Source organism: Actinoplanes sp. NBC_00393 (assembly GCF_036053395.1).
GTDB lineage: Bacteria > Actinomycetota > Actinomycetes > Mycobacteriales > Micromonosporaceae > Actinoplanes.
The window spans coordinates 1,222,136-1,239,802 of sequence record NZ_CP107942.1; the positions used below are offsets into that span (position 1 = coordinate 1,222,136).

Consider the following 17,667-nt stretch of genomic DNA (forward strand, 5'->3'; position numbering starts at 1 on the left):
CGCGTTGTTGATCTTTATGCTCCCTGCGTGTCGCAACATCCCGACGTCGTCTTCGAGACCGAGGCCGCCTTCCCGGTCCTGCAGCATCTCCGGTCCGCGCTGGCCCGCCGCGACTGGCCGGGCTGCCGCACCGTGCTCGATTCCGGCAGCTCCATTCTGCGGACCAACCTGATCCGCTGCGCCGGAACCGGCGACGAGCAGTTCCTGCGCGAGGTCTTCCGCCACGATCCGGGCGACGGCGCGGCCGCGGCGATGCTCGGCGCCTGCCTCACCCACGTCGGCTGGGAGATCCGTGGCAGCGGGTGGGCCAAGGACGTGAGCCGTGAGCAGTGGGACGGCTTCCACGCCCGGCTGCGCGAGGCCGAGCAGGTGATGATCGAAGGTGCCGCACGCTCGCCCCGGGATCCGGCGATCTGGACCTGCCGGTTGACCACGGCACGCGGCCTGGAGGCCGGGCACGCCGAGGCCCGGCGCCGCTACGACCGGGCCGCCGAGATCGACCCGCACCACTACCCGGCGCAGACCACCCTGATTCAGCAGCTCTACCCGAAGTGGGGCGGAACCTGGGAGGAGGTCCACGGGTTCGCCCGCGAGGCGATGCTCGCCGCACCGGCGGGTGGGCTGCAGGGCGGGCTGGTCGCCGAGGCGCACATCGAGCACTGGGTCACCCTGCGGCGCAAGGACAAGGACGAGGCGACCGCGTACCTGCACAGCCCCGCCGTGCGCGACGAGATCTACGAGGCCGCGCACCGCTCGGTCGGCTCGCCGCAGTTCCGGCGCGAATGGGGCTGGGTGGGCGTCGGCAACGAGTTCGCCTTCCTGTTCAGCGAGTACGGCGACCGGGCCGCGGCGGCCTGGCTGTTCAACGGCCTCGGCACGCTGGCCACGAAGCATCCCTGGCACTGGCTGCGCGGTGAGGTCGTCGACAACATCCGCGAGCGCCGGGCCTGGGCACGCGGCGAGGGGGAGCTGACCCGATGATCCACTACTACGACGTCGACGGCCTCCCCGTCCTCTACACCGCGACCGACGGGCCGCTGCACGCCGGCATCGCGTTCCGGGTCGGTCTCGCCGACGAGCCGCTGGCCCGGCGCGGCCTGACCCACCTCGTCGAACACCTCGCACTGAACTTCCGCGGCGTCGCCGACAACCACAGCTACAGCACCGTCGGCGACGAGATCACCTACTTCCACATCGGCGGCTCCGAGACCGAGGTGGTCCAGTTCCTCAACGGGGTCTGTGCGGCCCTGTCCGACCTGCCGGTGCACCGCCTGCCGATCGAAAAGGACATCCTGCGCGTCGAACAGCACAGCCAGCAGGTCGCGGTCGACGAGATGCTGGCCCTGCACCGGCACGGCGCCCGCGACTTCGGCATGCGCGGCTACCTCGAGATGGGTCTGAGCAACATCACCCCGGAGGTGTTGCGGGCCTGGACCGCCCGGTTCTTCAACCGGGCCAACGCGGCAGTGTGGATCTCCGGCCGGACTTTGCCGGCCGGGTTGCAGCTGACGCTTCCCGGCGGCTACCGGCAGCCGGTGCCCGCCGCGTCGTCCGCACTTCCGGAACGCCCGGCGCACCTGTCCGGTCCGCCCGGCCTGTTGACCTGGAACGCCGTGGTGCGCCGCCGGCCCGCCGCCGCGGTCTTCGCCGGCGTGCTGCAGCGGGCCATGTTCCGGTCGCTGCGCCAACAGGCCGGCATCTCCTACACCGTCGCCGCCGGCCATGACACCCGCGGCGACGGCACGACGGTGCTCACCGCCACCGCGGACGCGCTACCGGCCAAACAGTCCGCCGTCGTCGGCGGTTTCGTCGACGTGATGGCCTCGCTGCGCTACGTCGGCGCGGACCCGGCCGAGGTCACCGCGGTCGTCGGGCAGCGCTGCGAGAGCATCGCGGACGCCGCCCGGCAGGGCACGCTGCTGCCCGGCCTGGTGTGCGACCTGCTCACCGGTCAACCGGTGCGCGACGCGGAACAACAGCTGGCCGAAACTCGGGCGGTCACCGCCGAAGAGGTACGCGAGGTGGCCGCCGAGGCCTGGGCCGACGGCCTGCTGATGGCGCCGGCCGAAGCCAACGCCGCCTGGACCGGACTCGTGCCGGTGCCGACCCGCTCACCGTTCGCGGTGACCGGCACGGCGTACCCGGCGATCGCCGACGACGAGATCCGCCTCGTCGTCGGCCGGCCCGGTATCTCCCTGGTCAGCGGCGACTCGGACTGCGTCACCGTCCGCTTCGACGAATGCGCGGCCATGCTCGCCCACGCCGACGGCGGCCGCCGGCTGATCGGCAACGACGGCCTCACCGTCCCGATCGAGCCGACCCTGTTCGAGAACGGGACGGCCGTGGTCGCGCAGGTCGACGCCCGCATCCACCCGGATCTGCGCATCGACCTGCCGGCTCGGGACGCCGAGGACATCCCGCAGCCGAAGGTCGAGGAGACCTGCTGCGACGACGACTGCTGCGACAGCGACTGCTGCGACGGGGACTGCTGCTCCGACGACGACTGCGCCGGTGACTGCTGCGATCAGTGCTGCGACGACGACTGCTGTGACAGCGACTGCTGCGATGGGGACTGCTGCTCCGACGACGCCTGCCAGGGCAGGTGCTGCACCGGCGGGCGCGTCGGTCGCGCATTGCGTCGCTTGCGAAGGCGCTGATCCGTACGCCGTCAGCCGTTGGGCCGGCGGTCGATGGCCTGCAGTGACCAGCTGTTGCCGTCGGGGTCCCGGAAGTGGACGAACTTGCCCCACGGCTGTTCGTCCACCTCGCCGGCCTCGACACCGAGCTCGATCAGGTGCTTGCGTGCGGTGTACGCATCCGGCACCACGACCTGGATCTCCTGGCTGCCCGGCACCTTCTCGGTGATGCCGTCACCGAGCGCGATGGAGCACGCCGAGCCGGGCGGGGTGAACTGCACGAACCGCAGCCCCTCATGCACCTGGTGGTCGTAGTCGGCGTTGAAGCCGATCTTCTCGTAGAACGCCTTGGCCCGGTCGACGTCGGTCACCGGCACCGGGATGAGCTCGATCTTCCACGTCGTTGTCATGGATTCATCGTGCCAACCATTGCGGTCACTATCTGTCCGCTTGCGGTCAGTGTCCGACAAGAATGCGGTCGGGCCGCAGCTCCACGATGACGCGGTCCGGAGTCCACCCCGGGTCATCGAGCCGCTCCGGCATGTACTTGGCCAGCAACGGCCGGGCCAACTCGTCATGGCCGTCCTCGACGAGCCGAGCCGTGCCGTACGCCGCGACATAGAACTTGTTGTCGAAATCATCGATGAGCAGGGAGATCGACGGGTCACGCCGCAGATTCAGATACTTGGCGCGGCCGCGGGTGGTGCTGAACCGAAAGGCCTCGCCGTCCCACACGAACCACACCACACTCAGCTGCGGCGCACCTTGCGCCCGGTTGACCCCGACGACAGCATGACGCGCGTCGGCGAGCAGTCGCCCAACCTCGGGCCGCTGAAGAACATCCATACGATGAGCGTAGATCCCCCCGATAGGCTGATCACGACGCAACCGTCCATCGTGAGCCGCTGATTGACCTCCGCGAACTCAGCCTCGAACCTGGTCGAGCCGCAGAGCGTGATGACCTTCGCATCACCCTCGGCCGACTGCGGCGCCGGCAAGGCGCGAGCCGGCTCAGTCACGCGTCAGCCCGGCGGAGGCGTTCGGCAGCCTGCGCTCGCAGCGCATCGCCGCCGGCCGGGTCGCCACCGCACAATGCCATCTCCCGGGCGTTGTACGCGGCCATCCACAAACCGGCCGCCCAAGCGATCTCCAGCTCACCAGACGTGAACATCCGCCCTCGACAATCTTGATACGCCGTCAGGAACGCCTCGGAGCTCTCGATCGGCGCCAGCGTCGGCGGCCCGGAACTGGCGAATGACCCGCTCGCCGCTCCCACCAGCGCCGCCTCCGGCTGCCACGCCAGACTGTCCCAGTCGTGCACCGTCCACACCTGCCCGCCCCGCCACCGCAGGTTCTGCGCCTCGAAGTCGGCGTGCCCGAGTACGCACGGCAGACCGGTGGCCAGCAGCCGTCCCCGAGCCCGCTCCGCCGTCCGAACAATGTGCTCCGACACGACACTCTGGTCCCGGTTGTCGAGAAGGGCGTTCGCCGGCCACAACGCAGCATCGGCGTGGTCCCAGCGCACCCACGGCGGATTCGGCAGCGGCGGCGCGACGGCCACTCCGGCAAGCTCGACCATCAGCCGCGCGAACACCTCCGCGCAGCCACGGGCTGTGTCCGGCGAATCCCCGTGCACCACCTCACCGCCGGGCCGGAACTCCTCGGCGTGCACGGCCAGCGCACCGACGCCGACCACCGGCGTGAGCGGACGGGCACACGGAAACCCCCGCTCGGCCAACCTGGTCTGCGCCGCGACGCACGACGTGGCCCGGCCGGCGTCGGCACGCGCCTTGACCACGACGTCCCTGCCACCGTCCAACCGCAGACCGAACACCATCGCGACCTGCCGCGACCGGAACAGCACGCCGACGGGTACGCCGCCCAGATGCTCAAGACACCAAGCCGGTAACCAGTCCGGGAGCTCGTCCAGGCTGTCGTTCAGAGTGTTCTCCGTCGGCGGATCATCATCAGCGCAAGCGCACCTACGCCCACGGCGACCAGCGAGCCGCCCAGCACGGCGAACGGCAAGGAGTTGCTGCTCTCGCCGCTCACAGCCTCGAGATCGGGCGGCGCCCCCGCGGCCACGCTCGTCTCCGGCTCGGGTACCGCGTCCACCACCGATACAGGTGACGGCGAGGTTTTGACGGGCACGGCCACGGCGTTCAGAGTCAGCTGCGCCTTCGCCGCGTCACCGGCGGTGCCCTGAACGGTGGTGCGGGCGGTGCGGTAGCCGTCCTTGACCGCGACGACCTTGATCGCGCCCGCAGCGATCGGCTTGCCGGCGCGCGACTTGATCGAGAACCGGCCGTCCTGGTTGCTGGTCGCGCGGTATTCGTGCCCGGCGCTGTCGCGCATGGTGATGGCTACGCCGCCGATCGCTTTCCCGCCGGTGTCGCGGACCCGGCCGGACACCTGCTTGACCCCGGGCGACGGTTTGTCCGTGCCGGGAGTCGAGGTGCCGGAGCCATGGACGTAGACCATCTTGTGGTCGTAGCTGTTCTGCCCGCCGAGCCGCACCGCGACCGAGATGTTGCGACCGCTCGTCTCACCTGCGGCAACCTTGGGCGCGACGAGGGTGGCCCCGAAGTCCTGGCTCTGGCCGGGTCGGAGATTGGGCTCAGCCCGGCATCCGGTAGCGCAATCCAGGCCACCACCGACCACCACGACGGCGGTCTCGGCCCCTTGCCCGGTGTTGGTCACGCGGAACTGCACGCGCACCTTGTCGCCGGGCTCCACGTTCTCCGCGGACACGCTCAGGATGCGGATGGGTGTCGGCGCGCCCGCCACGGGCGCCGCCGCCACCACAAGCGTCCCCCCGAGCAGCGCAACCAATGCGGCGGCGCGGGCCCATCGCGCACGTAAGCGCGTCACTACTTCCCACCACTTTCACCAGGAGCAGGCAACACCGGCCGATGACGCCGCGGACACTATGCCCTGCCGGGGAGGATCGCGCGACCCGCGGGGCCACAGTTCAAGGTCACCAACGAAAAGTGACCCACCCGCCGGAGGGGGCGATCTCCCTCTCCAAGGGGATCGAAGCGCGTCCCGCGTCGTCGAACGTAGAGCTCACGAAGCCGCGACCACGCGGCCGGAAGGAGACGACGATGCGCAAGGCAGTGGGATGGGGAGCCGCCGCAGCGGCTCTGCTCGTGGCCGTGGCGGGGGTGCCGGCCGGGGCGACGGAGCAGGGGCCCGCACGGGTGAGTGGCTGGGCGGAGTTCGCCCTGCCCTTCGGAGCGGACGCCGATGTGCGCTCGTTCGCCTTCGATGCCCGATCGGTGCCGTGGAGCCGGCCGATCCCGGTCAAGGGCGGGGAGCACGGCTCACCGGCAGATGCCACCGGCACCGTACGCGTGACGCACTACCTGGCCTCCAAAAATGTCACCGTTCGCTGGGAGGCGGCGGTCGACTGCCTGATGACCAGCCCGGGGCACGCCACGGTGACCGCGATCGTCAATCGCGCTGACGACTACGCAAAAAGCCTGCTCGGTACGCGCGTCGGCTTCAGCGTGCAGGACGGCGGCCGCGGCCGGGACCGGGTCGGCTTCACCTGGGACGCGACCTTCGACCAGAACGAGGCCGGTGAGTGGGGCCCGTCCCGGATCGGGCCGTGCCTGTCCACCGCCGCATTCGGCACGGTGACACGCGGCGACTTCCGGATGCGGCACGCCGAGCTGACACCGCCGCCGAGCCGGTAGCCCAGCGACCTGCCGATCGGCGGGCCGCGCTCAGGTCCTCCACTGAGCCGGGCCGGATGAGTGCGCCGGTGTCGTTACCTCGGGAGGTCGTCGAGCCAGCGGAGGATATGGTCGGCGACCTCCTGCCAGCCGTCGTCGAGCATCATGTCGTGCGCTGTGGGCAGCAGCGTCGCCGAGGTTCGGTACGCCGCCGCGGTGGCTTCGACCTCCGAGCGGCTGATGATCGTGTCGCGGTGGGCACCGAGAACGAGTACCGGCGCTCGCACCCGTTTCGGGTCAGGCCGGTCCAACGCGATGAGGTCGAGGAACGCCCGGAACGACTCGTCCTGCAATCGAGCGTGGTACGCCATCAGCCTGGCTTCGGCGATGCCGGCGCTGAAGAACGCCGTCCGAGTCTGCTGGGGCGTCGCGATCAACGGGCGCAGCGAGCGGGTCGCGGCCACCTTCAGCATGGCAACCGGGTAACGCCGGGCCAGCCGCACAGCGGGGTGCAAGCCCCCGGACGGTGGCAAGGTCGCCAGGAGGGCAGCGCCGGCCCCGGCCCGAGACTCCAGATACTTCTGTACGACCACGCCCCCCATCGAGTGCCCGACGAGCGCAGGAGTGCCGTCCAGACCGCGGACGACGCAGTCCAGGTCGTCGACGTAGTCGGCGATCCGGTGCGTGCGCAGACCACCGGCGCCGTCGCTGCGACCGTGCCCGCGCAGATCAAAGGCGTGCGCCGCATAGCCGTGCCGCGCAAAGTATGGAAGGAAATGCTCGGCCCAGCACCACGCACCGTGCCAGGCGCCGTGGACGAACACCACCGGCGTAGCGCGCGGCGAACCGCACGGTTGCCTGCTCACCTGGTTCAGACGCACGGACATCCGCTCGTCCTCCTGAGGGTCATGCTCAGGCCGATAGTGGCCCCAGCGCCGGTAAGCATGTCCTCATCGGGTTGAACGGATCTTTGTCAGACATTGGCGGCACATTGGCGAGAGGGATCACACGCGCTTTCTGTTGTTCCTTCAACGCCCGCGTGCAACGACTGCAGGTCGCGCTCCATCGGGACATCGGGGCCCCGGTGTTGCTGAGGAGCACCATGCGGCTACCTAGGGTCGGGAACGTTGCCGGGTGTCGTGGCGATCAGAACGTCGGCCGCCGGCTGCCAGCCGAGCGTCGAATACAGGCGCTGACCCTCTTCGCTGGCGATGAGAATGCCGTGTTCGGCGCCCTCGAGAATTGCCGCACGGGTCAAGCCGCTCATGATTGCGCTGGCCAGCCCTCTGCGGCGATGCGCGGGCACCGTTTCGATCCGGTCCGCGATGGCGTCCGTACCGGTCAGGCCCATCGTGCCGCGTGCGCCCACCTCTCCCGACTCGTCCTGCACCGTGGCCGTGACCACCTCGGCGTCGAGTTCGGTCCGCAACCGGTAGGGCGCGGCGGGCGCTTTCTGCGGCAGCCCGCGCAGATCGGCTGTCATCAGCATCTCTGAGCGCTTGATCAGGCTAAGCCCGGCGGCCTCCAGCGCCGAGGCCGTCCCCACCGGGTCGGTGGTCGGCACGGTCAGCCAGGTGACGGCGTCCTCGGCGGCGACGAGCTTCGCCAGCCTGCTCAGCGACGCCGAGTCGAGCGCCACGTACTCGACGTCGCGGCCGGGCTGCAGGCATCGCACCCGCAACCCGCCGCCGACATCTTCCGCGGTGGGCAGCGCGCGGGCCACACTCCAGCCGCGCTGCCACCGGACGACAAGATCGCGCAGTTCAGTCACCCGTACTGTTTACCTGTCAGGGAATTGGTTCGGCGAGGCGGACCGGCGAATGTTACTGGGCATGACGACATACCCGATCGACACGGCCCCAGAGGGTTCCCGGCCAGCCCTGGCGGCGCTGCGGGGAGCGCTCGGCCTCGTACCGAATCTGGCCGCCACGATGGCCAACGCCCCCTCGCTGATCAGCACCTTCGTTGCCGCGTTCGGCCAGTTCGGCGGCACCCGCTTCACCGACGCCGAACGGCAGGTGCTGCTGCTGTCCAACGCGGTCACCAACCGCTGCGCCTGGGCGGTGGCCTTCCACTCCACGGTCGCGCTTGCTCACGGCGCCCCCGCAGACGCGGTCGAAGCGATTCGCCGCCGTGAGCTCCCCGACGATCCGCGGCTCGCCGCCCTGTCCGCGACGACCCGGGCGCTCATCGACAAGCGCGGCCACCTCGACGAAGGCGACGTCAAGACATTCACGGCCGGCGGCTTCGACGAGGTACAGCTCCTCGACGTGATCACCGGCCTGGCGATCTCCACGATGGCCAACTACACCGGCAACGTCGCCGATCCGCCGCTGGATCCGCCGTTCCGGGCGCAGGCCTGGAACGACGGATACTGACCGGATGAGCGGTGACGTCGGCGCCCTGCTGCAGCGGTGGCGCAAGGCTCGGCGGCTGAGCCAGCTGGGACTCGCCGCCGAGGCCGCCGTGTCGATCCGGCATCTGTGTTTCATCGAGACCGGCCGGGCCCGGCCCAGCCGGACCATGGTGTTGCGCCTCGCCGAGGTCCTCGACGTGCCGCTGCGCGAACGCAACACCCTGCTGCTCGCCGCCGGCTTCGCTCCCCAGTACGAGGAGTCGGCTCTCGACGCCCCCGCGCTCGCCGCCGTGCAGGTGGCGATCGACGCGATCCTGGCGCAGCAGGAGCCGTACCCGGCCGTGGTGATGGACCGCGACTGGACCATCCGGACCACCAACACGGCCGCCGAACGGTTCTTCGGCTTCCTGCTCGCCGGTCACCAGCCCATCAGTGGTCCGGCCAATGTGCTTCGGCTGATGTTTCACCCCGATGGGGTACGCCCACACGTCACGAACTGGCCCGAGGTGGCTCAGGCGCTGGTGCGACGGGTACGCCGGGAGGCCCTCGGCGGGGTGACCGACGAGCGCGCCCAGCGCATCCTCGCCGAGGTTCTCGCCTATCCGGGCGTACCCCTCTCGGTTGCCAAAACCGACCCACTGGCACCGCAACTGCCGATCGTGCCGGTGCGTTTCGCCCGGGACGGCCGGCAGTTCGACTACTTCTCCACCGTGACCACGCTCGGCACGCCGCAGGACGTGACCTTGCAGGAGCTGCGGATCGAGTGTTTCTTCCCGGCCGGCGAACGGATGCGCTGACGCGTCCGCATCAGCCGCACGCCCGGCGAAGCATCTCGTCGAGTTCGGGATCGGGCATCAGCTCCCGAACCTCCTGCGCGCACCGGCATGATTCCGCGATCCGGCCGGCCCAGGTCTCCGCTTCCTCGCGGGTGGCCACGTCGAGGACCACGAACCCGCCGATGACCTCTTTGGTCTCCGGGTACGGTCCGTCGGTGACCAGCCCGTCCGTGCCCACGATGCTCGCCCGCTGCCGTTCGAGTCCGGTGCCGAACACGAACACCCCGGCGTTCACCGCGTCCTGCATCACCGCGTGCGCGGCCTTGCCCACGTCCGGCATCTCCTCGGCGGGGATGTGGTCCATCGCGCCGTCGTTGAACGAGATCAGGTACCGCTTCATCCATCGACTCCCTTGTCCCGGCGGCCTCGTCCAGCCGCCCTCACGTGCTCTACGAACGGCCCATCCCGGATCCGACGCTATGTCACAAGAATTTTTCGGGCGACCGTGGACTCCACCGGTTGGCCGCCGGTCGATGGTGGCCGGCAAGCCGTCTTCGCGATGCTCAACCTGTTGGTCGCGGCGGTGCTCGTCACCGGCCTGGCATGCCGGGCGCTCAACCGGCCGCACGATAGTTGGTCGGCAGTGGCCCCGGTTCGGTATCCGCGATTCGGCACTGCCGCGGACAGCGGATCGTAATCTCCGGTACGGGGAGGTCGAGCTGTCGTGGAGCAACGTACCGGGCGATCGGTGAAGCAAGCGACCCTGACCTGGGGCACCGCGGTGATGCTCGCCGTGCTCGCCGTCCTGCTGGGCTACACCGCTCTGACTCTCGGGCAGGCCATCACCGACGAGCGGGTGGCGTACGAGCGGCAGGGCCAGTACAAGCAGCTCGCCATCGACCTGGGCGCAGCGTCGGACCTGTTGACCAATGAGGCCCGGATGTACGCGGTCACCGGGGACAAGGGCCACCTGGATGCGTACTGGAAAGAGATCGACGAGACCAAGACCCGGGACCGGGTGATCGCCGAACTGGAGAGCCTGGGCGCCCCGGACGCCCTGTTCGACCTGCTGGAGACGGCGAAGACGAACTCGGATGCGCTGATCAACACCGAGACCCGGGCGATGCGCCTGGTGCTGGAGGCGGACGACACCGCGCCCGCGCAGATGCCGGCCCCGGTCGCCGACTTCCAGCTCAGCGCGGCCGACGCGGCGCTGAGCGACTCGCGCAAGATGGCCCGGGCCGCGCAGATCATGTCCGACGAGCAGTACGCCAAGGACAAGGCGCTGATCACCGCGCCGGTCGGGCAGTTCCAGGAGCAACTGCAGCGTGCCGCTCAGGAGCAGGTCGCCGAGGCGGAGTCGACCACGCGCCGGCTGATGACCACGCTGGTCGTCCTGGCCGTGCTGGTCGCGGCCGGCATCACCGCGGCGCTCGTGCTGATCCACCGGCTGATGGGCCGCATCATCGTTCGGTACGCGACCGTGCTGCGTCATCGGGACCCGAAGAACCTCGACTTCGTCCTGCGGCCCGAGGGCACCACCGAGCTGCGGGAGCTGGCGGACGGCTTCAACAGCCAGTTCGACCAGGTCCGGCAGCTGGTGACGGCGGTCTGCGCCAGCGCCGACGAGGTGCACGCCTCGGCGCAGCAGCTGACCGGGCTCAGTTCCGACCTGCTGTCGTCGACCGCCACGGCCTCCGACCGCACCGGCAATGTCTCCACCGTGGCCGACGAGGTCTCCTACAACGTGGCGACCGTGTCGGCCGGTGTCGAGGAGATGTCCGCCTCGATCACCGAGATCTCCCAGAACGCCGCCAACGCGGCACAGGTCGCGACCTCCGCCGTGCAGGTGGCCGAGTCGACCCGCAACACCGTGGCCCGGCTGGGGGAGAGTTCCGCCGAGATCAGCGGCGTGGTCAGCCTGATCAACGGGATCGCCGAGCAGACCAACCTGCTCGCGCTCAACGCCACCATCGAGGCGGCGCGCGCCGGTGAACTGGGCAAGGGCTTCGCGGTGGTGGCCAGCGAGGTCAAGGACCTCGCCCAGGAGACCGCCCGCGCCACCGGTGACATCACCAGCCGGATGGACACCATCCAGGCCGACACCGCCGCGGTCGTGACGGCGATCAGTGAGATCAGCGCGATCATCGACCGCATCAGCGACTCGCAGAACACGATCGCCTCCGCCGTCGAGGAGCAGACCGCGACCACCTCGGAGATCAGCCGCAGCCTCAACCAGGCCGCGGGCGGCGCACAGCAGATCGCCGGCAACACCGCCGACGTGCGAACTGCCAGCGAGCAGGCACAGTCCGCCGCCAACGTGACCCAGCGGGCCTGCGACGACCTGGCCACCATGGCGGCCCGGCTGCACGAACTGGTCAGCGACTACCAGCTGGCACGCTGAACGCCGGCCGGGCCGGCCACGCCGGGTGGCGTGGCCGGCCCGAGAGAATCAGAAATCGTCAGGGGTACGGATACGGTCGCGGATCCAGGCGCCGGCCTCCTTCAGGCGGCCCGTGCCGGAGTAGGCGCCGGCGTTGCAGGTGCCCTGGGTGAAGACGGCGCCGGTGCGCATGTCGTCGGAGTAGTTCCAGTTGACCCAGCTGACCTTGTTCTGGGCCATCAGGTCCAGGTACTTCTGGGCCTGCGTGAAGTTGTTGCCGCCGTCGCCGGAGGCCTGCTGCGTGCCGAACTCGGTGACGAACATCGGCAGCTTTGCGATGGCGTCGCGGAAGGTGTTCAGGTAGTAGTCGTCGTGCGAGGCGGCGTAGAAGTGGAACGTGTACATGATGTTGGTGGCGTTCACCGGGCTGGCCAGGATGCGCGCGACGCCCTGACCGTCGCCGGAGGCGCCCAGCGAGGACCAGTCCTCGGTGCCGACCAGCACCACACCGTCCGCGTCCTCGGCACGGATCACCGGGATGATCTGGTCGGCGTACGACTTGATCGACGACCAGTGGACGTCGCTGGGCTCGTTCGCGATCTCGTACAGAATGTTGGTCTTGTTCTTGTGTTTTGCCGCGATCTGCTGGAAGAACGTCTTGGCGCGGGCCAGGTTGAAGTTGGGGTCACCGGGCGAGAGCATGTGCCAGTCGACGATCGCGTAGAGGCCGCGGGCGGTGGCCTTCTCGATCAGGTCGTTGACCTTGGCGGTGAATCCGGCCGGGTCGGTCTCGTAGCCGCCCTCCTGGATGTACATCGAGATCCGCAGGACGTCGGCGTTCCACTCCTTGGCGAGCACGTCCAGGGAGCTGTCGGTGACGCAGTTGGCGTACCACTGCAGGCCGTGCGTGCTCATGCCGCGCAACTGGATCGCCTTGCCCTGCGCGTTGCACAGCTGCCGGCCGCAGACCTTGAGCTGCCCGTTCTTGGCGGCCGGCGTAGTGCCCACCGGAGGCGGCGAGGTTGCCGGTGAGGTCGTCGGGGTGGTGGTTCCGGTGCAGGACACGCCGTTCAGCTTGCACCCGGTGGGAGTGCCGGGCCCGGAGCCGAGGAAGCCGAACTTGACCGAGGCGCCGGGCGCCACGGTGCCGTTCCAGGACCGGTTCGTGGCGGTGACGTGCTGCCCGGAGACGCTGACCAGCGCGTCCCAGTAGGAGCCGAGCGAGGTGCCGGCCGGCAGGTCGAACTCGACCCGCCACGAGGTCAGGGCGGACGTGCCGCCGTTGGTGATCGTGTACTCGCCCTGCCAGCCGGACCCCCAGTCGGACACCTTCGCGAAGGTGGCGCTGGGAGTCGCGGCCGAGGCGGGGGAGACGGCGTAGAGGGCCAGACCGGCGGCGACGACCGCGGCGGCGACGGACAGGATGAGGGAACGGGTGCGGCGCATGGGGAAAGCCCTCCGCAGATATTGACGGGGGCCTAATTATTAAGGCAGTTAACAGTCCTGTCCACCGCACGGGGCGATCGAATCAATCCCGTAGGTACTTCGCGCGTTCCTGCGGAGTGAAGTCCCGTGTGGTCCGCTGCCGGGCCAGCGCGAGCACCTCGTCGATCGGTCGGCACACCTCGCACGGAGTGAAGTGGACAGTCGTCCCGTGCAGTGTGATGAGCTGCAGGCCGTCGGCGCTGAAGGCGATCTGCCGGGCGTCAGCGGGATGATCGAAGGTCAGGACCTCGCCGTTGCCGTCGGTGTTCCACAGGCGTACGACGTCGTCGGTGCTGACGCCGGCGATCAGTTTGCCGTCCGGGCTGAAGCTCATCGCCGAGATGGTCCCCACGGTGCCGGTGAGCACGACCGGGTCCTCGTCGCGGTCGATGGCCCAGACCCGGATCGCCCCGTCGTCGCCCGCGACGGCCAGCCGCCGACCGTCCCGGCTGAACCGGATCTGGTCGGGATGCCCGCTGTGGCCCTGCAACGTCCGCACCGTCCGCCCGGTCTCCGGATCCCACAGCACCAACTCCTGCGATTGCTGCAGCATCGCCATGAGGGTTCCGTCATGGTTGATCGCGATCGGGCCCGAGCCGGCGGCCCGGCTCACCACCTGCCGATCGCCGGCCCGCCACACGCGGATCTGGAGGTCGCCGCAGTCGACGGCGAGCACGTGTCCGTCGTCGCTCAAGACAGCTTGGTTGGTGGTGAACATGGCGAGCCGGCGCCCGCATTCGAGAGTCGCCGGTTCAGTTCCTGCCGCGGTCTGCCACCAGCGGATCTCCTCACTGTCGACGCTCGTCGCCGCGACGCCGTGCCCGCCTCCGCTGACGGTGAGGAACCGGAAGTCCTTCGAAACGTCGCGCAGCGTCGTCGCGTTCTGCGGCGTACGGGTGGGAAAGATCGAGAGCACGCCGGACGCCGAGGACGCCGCCGCGACGGTGCCGTCGCCGCTGAGCTGAGCCGCTATGCCCTGCGACGGCGGGGGTAGCTCGACCGTCGTGCGGTTGGTGGCGGCGGTGTCCCACACCCGTACGGTGGAGTCGTCGCTGCCGGACAGGAGCCGGCGGCTGTCCGGGCTGAACGCCAGGTCCCACACGGCGCCGCGGTGACCGCGCAGCGCGAGTCCGCGGGTGTTGTCGGAGACGTCCCAGACCCGCACGGTCCGCTCCGTTCCGGCGGCGATGCGGCGTCCGTCCGGGCTGAACGCCACGCTGGCGTACTGGAACTCCTGGCCGCGGTAGAGCTCCGGTCCGGTGCGCCCGTCAGTGGACCACACTCGGACACCCTCGAATCCGCCGGCGGCGACCCGGCGCCCGTCCGGGCTGACTGCCACCGAGGTGGGCAGGATTCCCGCCGGCTGACGAATGATGACTGGCGCGGCCGTACTGTCGAGGTCCCAGATCCTGATGGTGCCGTCATCTGCGGCAGCCGCCAGCAGCCCGTCCGGGCCGAAGGCGACGTTGCCGGAGCACCCCGTGTAGGGCATTGATCTCGGTGAACCGCCTCGGGTGGTGTCCCAGACGTGCACCATCGAGTCGTTGCCGATCGCCGCGACCCAGCGGCCGTCCGGGCTGTAGGCCACGTCGCCCACACCGGCCGGCAGGACCGGGTTCAGCAGTCGAGGACCGTCCGGGTCCTCGGGGCGCCACAGGACGATCTGATTGCCCGAGCCTTTCCGGTCCGAACTGGCGATCGCCAGCTCACCGTCCGGGCCGAGGTCGACGAAGGTGCCTCGCACGGGCGCGGTGACCGGTGGCGTCCGGCCCTGGAGGTCCCACACCCGGACCATGCCGTCGGTGTCCGCGCTGGCCACCCGGGAACCGCTGACGGCGACCGAATAGACCTCCGCGTCGTGCGCATCCATCGTGAACGTCGAGCGTGCGTCGGCCGTGGCCTGGCGCAGCACCGACTCGGTCTGCGAATCCGGATGAATACGGTACGCCTGCGATGCGAGCAGCAGCGCCAGCTCAGGATCGGTCATCCGTTCGGCCCGCGCGCCCGCCGCCAGCTCCCGGGCCACGGCCCGGTCCCGCTCGGCCGCGGCGCGCCGCGCGGAAACGACCGCGCCGGTTGCGAGCACGCAGACGACAGCCATGACCGCGGCGAGTCCGGCGAAAACCCAGCGGGTACGACGCTGACGTAGCCGCGCCTTACCGTCGCGTAACGCGCGGCCGGCTTCCAGGAAATCCCGTTCCGCTGCGCTCAGGGCGATGACTCCGGCGTCCACCGCCTCCACGGTGCTGGACAGCCGAAGTCCTCGGTACAACGCGCCCTCGTCGCGGCCCAGCGACTCCCAGGCGGCGGCCGCCTCGGTGAGTTGGCGGTGCAGCCGCAGGCCGGCCCGGCTCTCCTCCACCCAGCCACGCAGCCGCGGCCACGCCCGGATCAGCGCCTCATGCGCGATCTCCACGGTGTCACGGTCGGTGCTGACCAGCCGCGCGGCGGTGAACGCGTCGATCACCGCCGTCGCCGACTCGATCGTTCCCATTTCAGCGCGGCTCAGCCGCCGTCGGGTGATCAACCCGTCGGTCCCGACGTCAACCATCCGCAGCAGCAGTCGCTGGGCGACGAGCCGTTCGGGCTCGGGCAGCCGCTCATACGTCTGTTCCGCGGTGTGGGCCACCGCCCCGGCCACACCCCCCGCGGCCTGGTATCCGGCCAGGGTGACCATCGCGCCCTGGCGGCGGCGCCACGCCTCGCGCAGCGCGTGCGCCGCCAGTGGCAGCGCGCCCGGGGAGTCGGCCACCTCGGCCACGATCGTGGCCACCAGCGCCCCCTCCACCCGGGCCCCGTACTGCTCGGCCGGCCTGGTCACCGCCTCGCGCAGCTCCGCCGGGCTCATCCCGCCGATCAGCATCTGCGCGTCCGCCAGCACGGTCAGCAGCTCGGGGTGCTCGGTGAACCGGGCGTAGTGGTCGGCGCGCACCGCCAGCACCACCCGCGCCCGGCTGTCCGGCCCGCGGCACATCGCCAGCAACGCCGCGACGAAATCCGCCCGCTCGGCCGGATCGGCGCAGGTCGCGAAGGTCTCCTCGAACTGATCCACCACCAACAAAAGATCTTCGGGTACGCCGCACAGGCCCTGCCGCACCAGCAGATTCGCCTGCGCCGGGTCCTTACGCAGCTCCTCCGGCAGCCCGGCGGCCGACACACCGGCATGCCGCGCGAGATGTACCGCCAGCTCTTCGATCGGGTGCGCACCCGGTGTCAACACCACCGCCGGCCCCGCGACCGCCGGGACCAGCCCCGCCCGGACCAGCGACGACTTACCGGTACCCGACGGCCCGAACACCGCCAGGAAACGCTTCTGCTGCAGTCGGCGTACCAGGTCGTCCACCAGCGTGGTGCGGCCGAAGAACAGCTGCGCGTCCTCCGGCTGGAACATCGCCAGCCCCGGATACGGCGACCGCCCGTACCCGTTCGCCGCAGCCGGGTCCTCGGCGGGCGCCACGCTCAGCCGTTCCGCCTCCCGCCAACGCCGCTCCCACTCGACGAGATCACCGTCGCACGCAGCAACGTACGCAAGGGTCACCTCCAGCGTCGGCAACCGCCGCCCCGACGCCGCCGCCGACAACGTCGCCACCGAATAGTTCGCCCGCGCGGCCATCTGCCGGTAACCCGGCTTGCCGGCCTTCTCCCGCAACTGCCGCAGCCCGGCCGCCAGTTGCTCGACCGGGCTGTCCAGCCCGTCCAGGGGCCGCTCCGGTCTCGGCACTCCACCCTCCCCGTGACGCCCTGACATCCATCGTCAATTGTCTCTGCGTTGTCCAGTGTTGTTTGTCTGACCGCCGGGCGCGGGGGCCAGACAACCGTTGCGGCACTAGACAGAGATCTCGTCAGCCGGACGGACCTGAGGAGGCCCCGCGGTGAACCGAAGATCGACGTTACGGACCCGGATCTCATTGATCTCGATAACCACCCTGATCGCCGCCGCAGGAGGAGTGGCGGCGGGTCCGGCAGCACCCGCAGCCGCCAGCTGTTCCCACGGCCACAGCCCGCTCGCAACCAACGGGCCTCTACGGGTGACAGGCACCTCGGTGACCATGCGCACGGGTCCGCACATCGGATGCGACCCGGTCAGCTACTTCAGTGGGACGTACATGACGCCGTGGTGCTGGACGAGCGGTGACAACGTCACCAGAGGTAACCAGTCGTCGAACACCTGGTCTTTCGTGAGCGTTGCCGCTTGGGGCGAGCCGGTGGGCTGGATGTCGGATCTCTACCTGGAGCAGAACGGGGCGAACCGCCACTGCTGACCCGGCGCGGCGGCAGTGCGTACTGCAGCGGCCAGGAAGGGATTCGCTACAACGTCATCGTCAGTGTCGCGCTGAGTGCCGCAGCGACACGG

Annotated in this window: 16 protein-coding genes; 7 read left to right on the top strand and 9 right to left on the bottom strand. The window is 69.9% G+C overall.

Features of this window, described 5'->3' with window-relative positions; genetic code table 11:
* The first annotated feature begins 27 nt into the window (after positions 1–27).
* Both OHA21_RS05415 and OHA21_RS05420 read left to right on the top strand, forming a co-directional pair.
* Positions 28–981 (top strand): hypothetical protein, encoded by a 954-nt coding sequence (locus tag OHA21_RS05415; protein WP_328470778.1) that lies wholly within the window; start codon positions 28–30, stop codon positions 979–981.
* Positions 978–2,657, top strand: coding sequence for an insulinase family protein (locus OHA21_RS05420; RefSeq protein WP_328470780.1), 1,680 nt, complete (start codon positions 978–980; stop codon positions 2,655–2,657). The genes OHA21_RS05415 and OHA21_RS05420 overlap by 4 nt, the downstream gene beginning before the upstream one ends.
* An 11-nt stretch (positions 2,658–2,668) precedes the next feature.
* Here the strand turns inward: OHA21_RS05420 and OHA21_RS05425 are convergent, their stop codons facing one another.
* The 4 genes from OHA21_RS05425 to OHA21_RS05440 all read right to left on the bottom strand — a co-directional run bounded on the left by OHA21_RS05425 (position 2,669) and on the right by OHA21_RS05440 (position 5,507).
* Positions 2,669–3,046: a VOC family protein gene (locus OHA21_RS05425; protein WP_328470782.1), complete on the bottom strand. Its 378-nt coding sequence runs from the start codon at positions 3,044–3,046 to the stop codon at positions 2,669–2,671.
* Positions 3,047–3,092: 46 nt separating this feature from the next.
* Positions 3,093–3,482, bottom strand: a complete 390-nt coding sequence (locus OHA21_RS05430; RefSeq protein WP_328470784.1) for a pyridoxamine 5'-phosphate oxidase family protein — start codon at positions 3,480–3,482, stop codon at positions 3,093–3,095.
* A gap of 169 nt (positions 3,483–3,651) precedes the next feature.
* Entirely contained in the window at positions 3,652–4,473 is an 822-nt protein-coding gene (locus OHA21_RS05435) for a phosphotransferase (protein WP_328470786.1), read from the bottom strand.
* A gap of 101 nt (positions 4,474–4,574) precedes the next feature.
* Positions 4,575–5,507, bottom strand: coding sequence for a carboxypeptidase-like regulatory domain-containing protein (locus tag OHA21_RS05440; RefSeq protein ID WP_328470788.1), 933 nt, complete (start codon positions 5,505–5,507; stop codon positions 4,575–4,577).
* Between the two features lie 233 nt (positions 5,508–5,740).
* Between OHA21_RS05440 and OHA21_RS05445 the strand changes: the two genes are divergently transcribed.
* The gene (locus OHA21_RS05445) at positions 5,741–6,334 is read left to right on the top strand and encodes a hypothetical protein (protein ID WP_328470790.1); all 594 of its coding nucleotides are present in this window, start codon (positions 5,741–5,743) and stop codon (positions 6,332–6,334) included.
* A 74-nt stretch (positions 6,335–6,408) separates the two neighbouring features.
* Here the strand turns inward: OHA21_RS05445 and OHA21_RS05450 are convergent, their stop codons facing one another.
* Both OHA21_RS05450 and OHA21_RS05455 read right to left on the bottom strand, forming a co-directional pair.
* Positions 6,409–7,200, bottom strand: coding sequence for an alpha/beta hydrolase (locus OHA21_RS05450; protein ID WP_328470792.1), 792 nt, complete (start codon positions 7,198–7,200; stop codon positions 6,409–6,411).
* Between the two features lie 221 nt (positions 7,201–7,421).
* On the bottom strand, positions 7,422–8,084 hold the full coding sequence (locus OHA21_RS05455) for a GNAT family N-acetyltransferase (RefSeq protein ID WP_328470794.1): 663 nt from the start codon (positions 8,082–8,084) through the stop codon (positions 7,422–7,424).
* 61 nt (positions 8,085–8,145) lie between these two features.
* Between OHA21_RS05455 and OHA21_RS05460 the strand changes: the two genes are divergently transcribed.
* A complete protein-coding gene (locus tag OHA21_RS05460; protein ID WP_328470796.1) occupies positions 8,146–8,691 on the top strand; it encodes a carboxymuconolactone decarboxylase family protein in 546 nt (181 codons plus the stop codon).
* A gap of 4 nt (positions 8,692–8,695) precedes the next feature.
* A complete protein-coding gene (locus tag OHA21_RS05465) occupies positions 8,696–9,466 on the top strand; it encodes a helix-turn-helix domain-containing protein (protein WP_328470798.1) in 771 nt (256 codons plus the stop codon).
* A 10-nt stretch (positions 9,467–9,476) separates the two neighbouring features.
* Here OHA21_RS05465 and OHA21_RS05470 read toward each other — a convergent pair whose 3' ends face one another.
* Positions 9,477–9,845, bottom strand: coding sequence for a YciI family protein (locus OHA21_RS05470; protein WP_328470800.1), 369 nt, complete (start codon positions 9,843–9,845; stop codon positions 9,477–9,479).
* A gap of 348 nt (positions 9,846–10,193) precedes the next feature.
* Between OHA21_RS05470 and OHA21_RS05475 the strand changes: the two genes are divergently transcribed.
* The gene (locus OHA21_RS05475) at positions 10,194–11,849 is read left to right on the top strand and encodes a methyl-accepting chemotaxis protein (protein WP_328470802.1); all 1,656 of its coding nucleotides are present in this window, start codon (positions 10,194–10,196) and stop codon (positions 11,847–11,849) included.
* 48 nt (positions 11,850–11,897) lie between these two features.
* On the opposite strand, the gene OHA21_RS05480 is transcribed toward OHA21_RS05475, so the two are convergent.
* Together OHA21_RS05480 and OHA21_RS05485 are read right to left on the bottom strand one after the other, a co-directional pair.
* A complete protein-coding gene (locus OHA21_RS05480) occupies positions 11,898–13,274 on the bottom strand; it encodes a cellulase family glycosylhydrolase (protein WP_328470804.1) in 1,377 nt (458 codons plus the stop codon).
* 82 nt (positions 13,275–13,356) lie between these two features.
* Positions 13,357–17,034: an nSTAND1 domain-containing NTPase gene (locus tag OHA21_RS05485; RefSeq protein ID WP_328470806.1), complete on the bottom strand. Its 3,678-nt coding sequence runs from the start codon at positions 17,032–17,034 to the stop codon at positions 13,357–13,359.
* 322 nt (positions 17,035–17,356) lie between these two features.
* Here OHA21_RS05485 and OHA21_RS05490 point away from each other — a divergent pair, with 322 nt between their 5' ends.
* Complete coding sequence (locus tag OHA21_RS05490) at positions 17,357–17,575, top strand: hypothetical protein (RefSeq protein ID WP_328470808.1); 219 nt, start codon at positions 17,357–17,359, stop codon at positions 17,573–17,575.
* The last annotated feature ends 92 nt before the right edge of the window (positions 17,576–17,667 follow it).

Coding starts and splice junctions, on each gene's coding strand:
- OHA21_RS05425 (WP_328470782.1), bottom strand. CDS start 3,046: ATGACAACGACGTGGAAGATCGAGCTCATCCCGGTGCCGGTGACCGAC.
- OHA21_RS05435 (WP_328470786.1), bottom strand. CDS start 4,473: ATGGTGTTCGGTCTGCGGTTGGACGGTGGCAGGGACGTCGTGGTCAAG.
- OHA21_RS05480 (WP_328470804.1), bottom strand. CDS start 13,274: ATGCGCCGCACCCGTTCCCTCATCCTGTCCGTCGCCGCCGCGGTCGTC.
- OHA21_RS05420 (WP_328470780.1), top strand. CDS start 978: ATGATCCACTACTACGACGTCGACGGCCTCCCCGTCCTCTACACCGCG.
- OHA21_RS05460 (WP_328470796.1), top strand. CDS start 8,146: ATGACGACATACCCGATCGACACGGCCCCAGAGGGTTCCCGGCCAGCC.
- OHA21_RS05450 (WP_328470792.1), bottom strand. CDS start 7,200: ATGTCCGTGCGTCTGAACCAGGTGAGCAGGCAACCGTGCGGTTCGCCG.
- OHA21_RS05430 (WP_328470784.1), bottom strand. CDS start 3,482: ATGGATGTTCTTCAGCGGCCCGAGGTTGGGCGACTGCTCGCCGACGCG.
- OHA21_RS05470 (WP_328470800.1), bottom strand. CDS start 9,845: ATGAAGCGGTACCTGATCTCGTTCAACGACGGCGCGATGGACCACATC.
- OHA21_RS05445 (WP_328470790.1), top strand. CDS start 5,741: ATGCGCAAGGCAGTGGGATGGGGAGCCGCCGCAGCGGCTCTGCTCGTG.
- OHA21_RS05465 (WP_328470798.1), top strand. CDS start 8,696: ATGAGCGGTGACGTCGGCGCCCTGCTGCAGCGGTGGCGCAAGGCTCGG.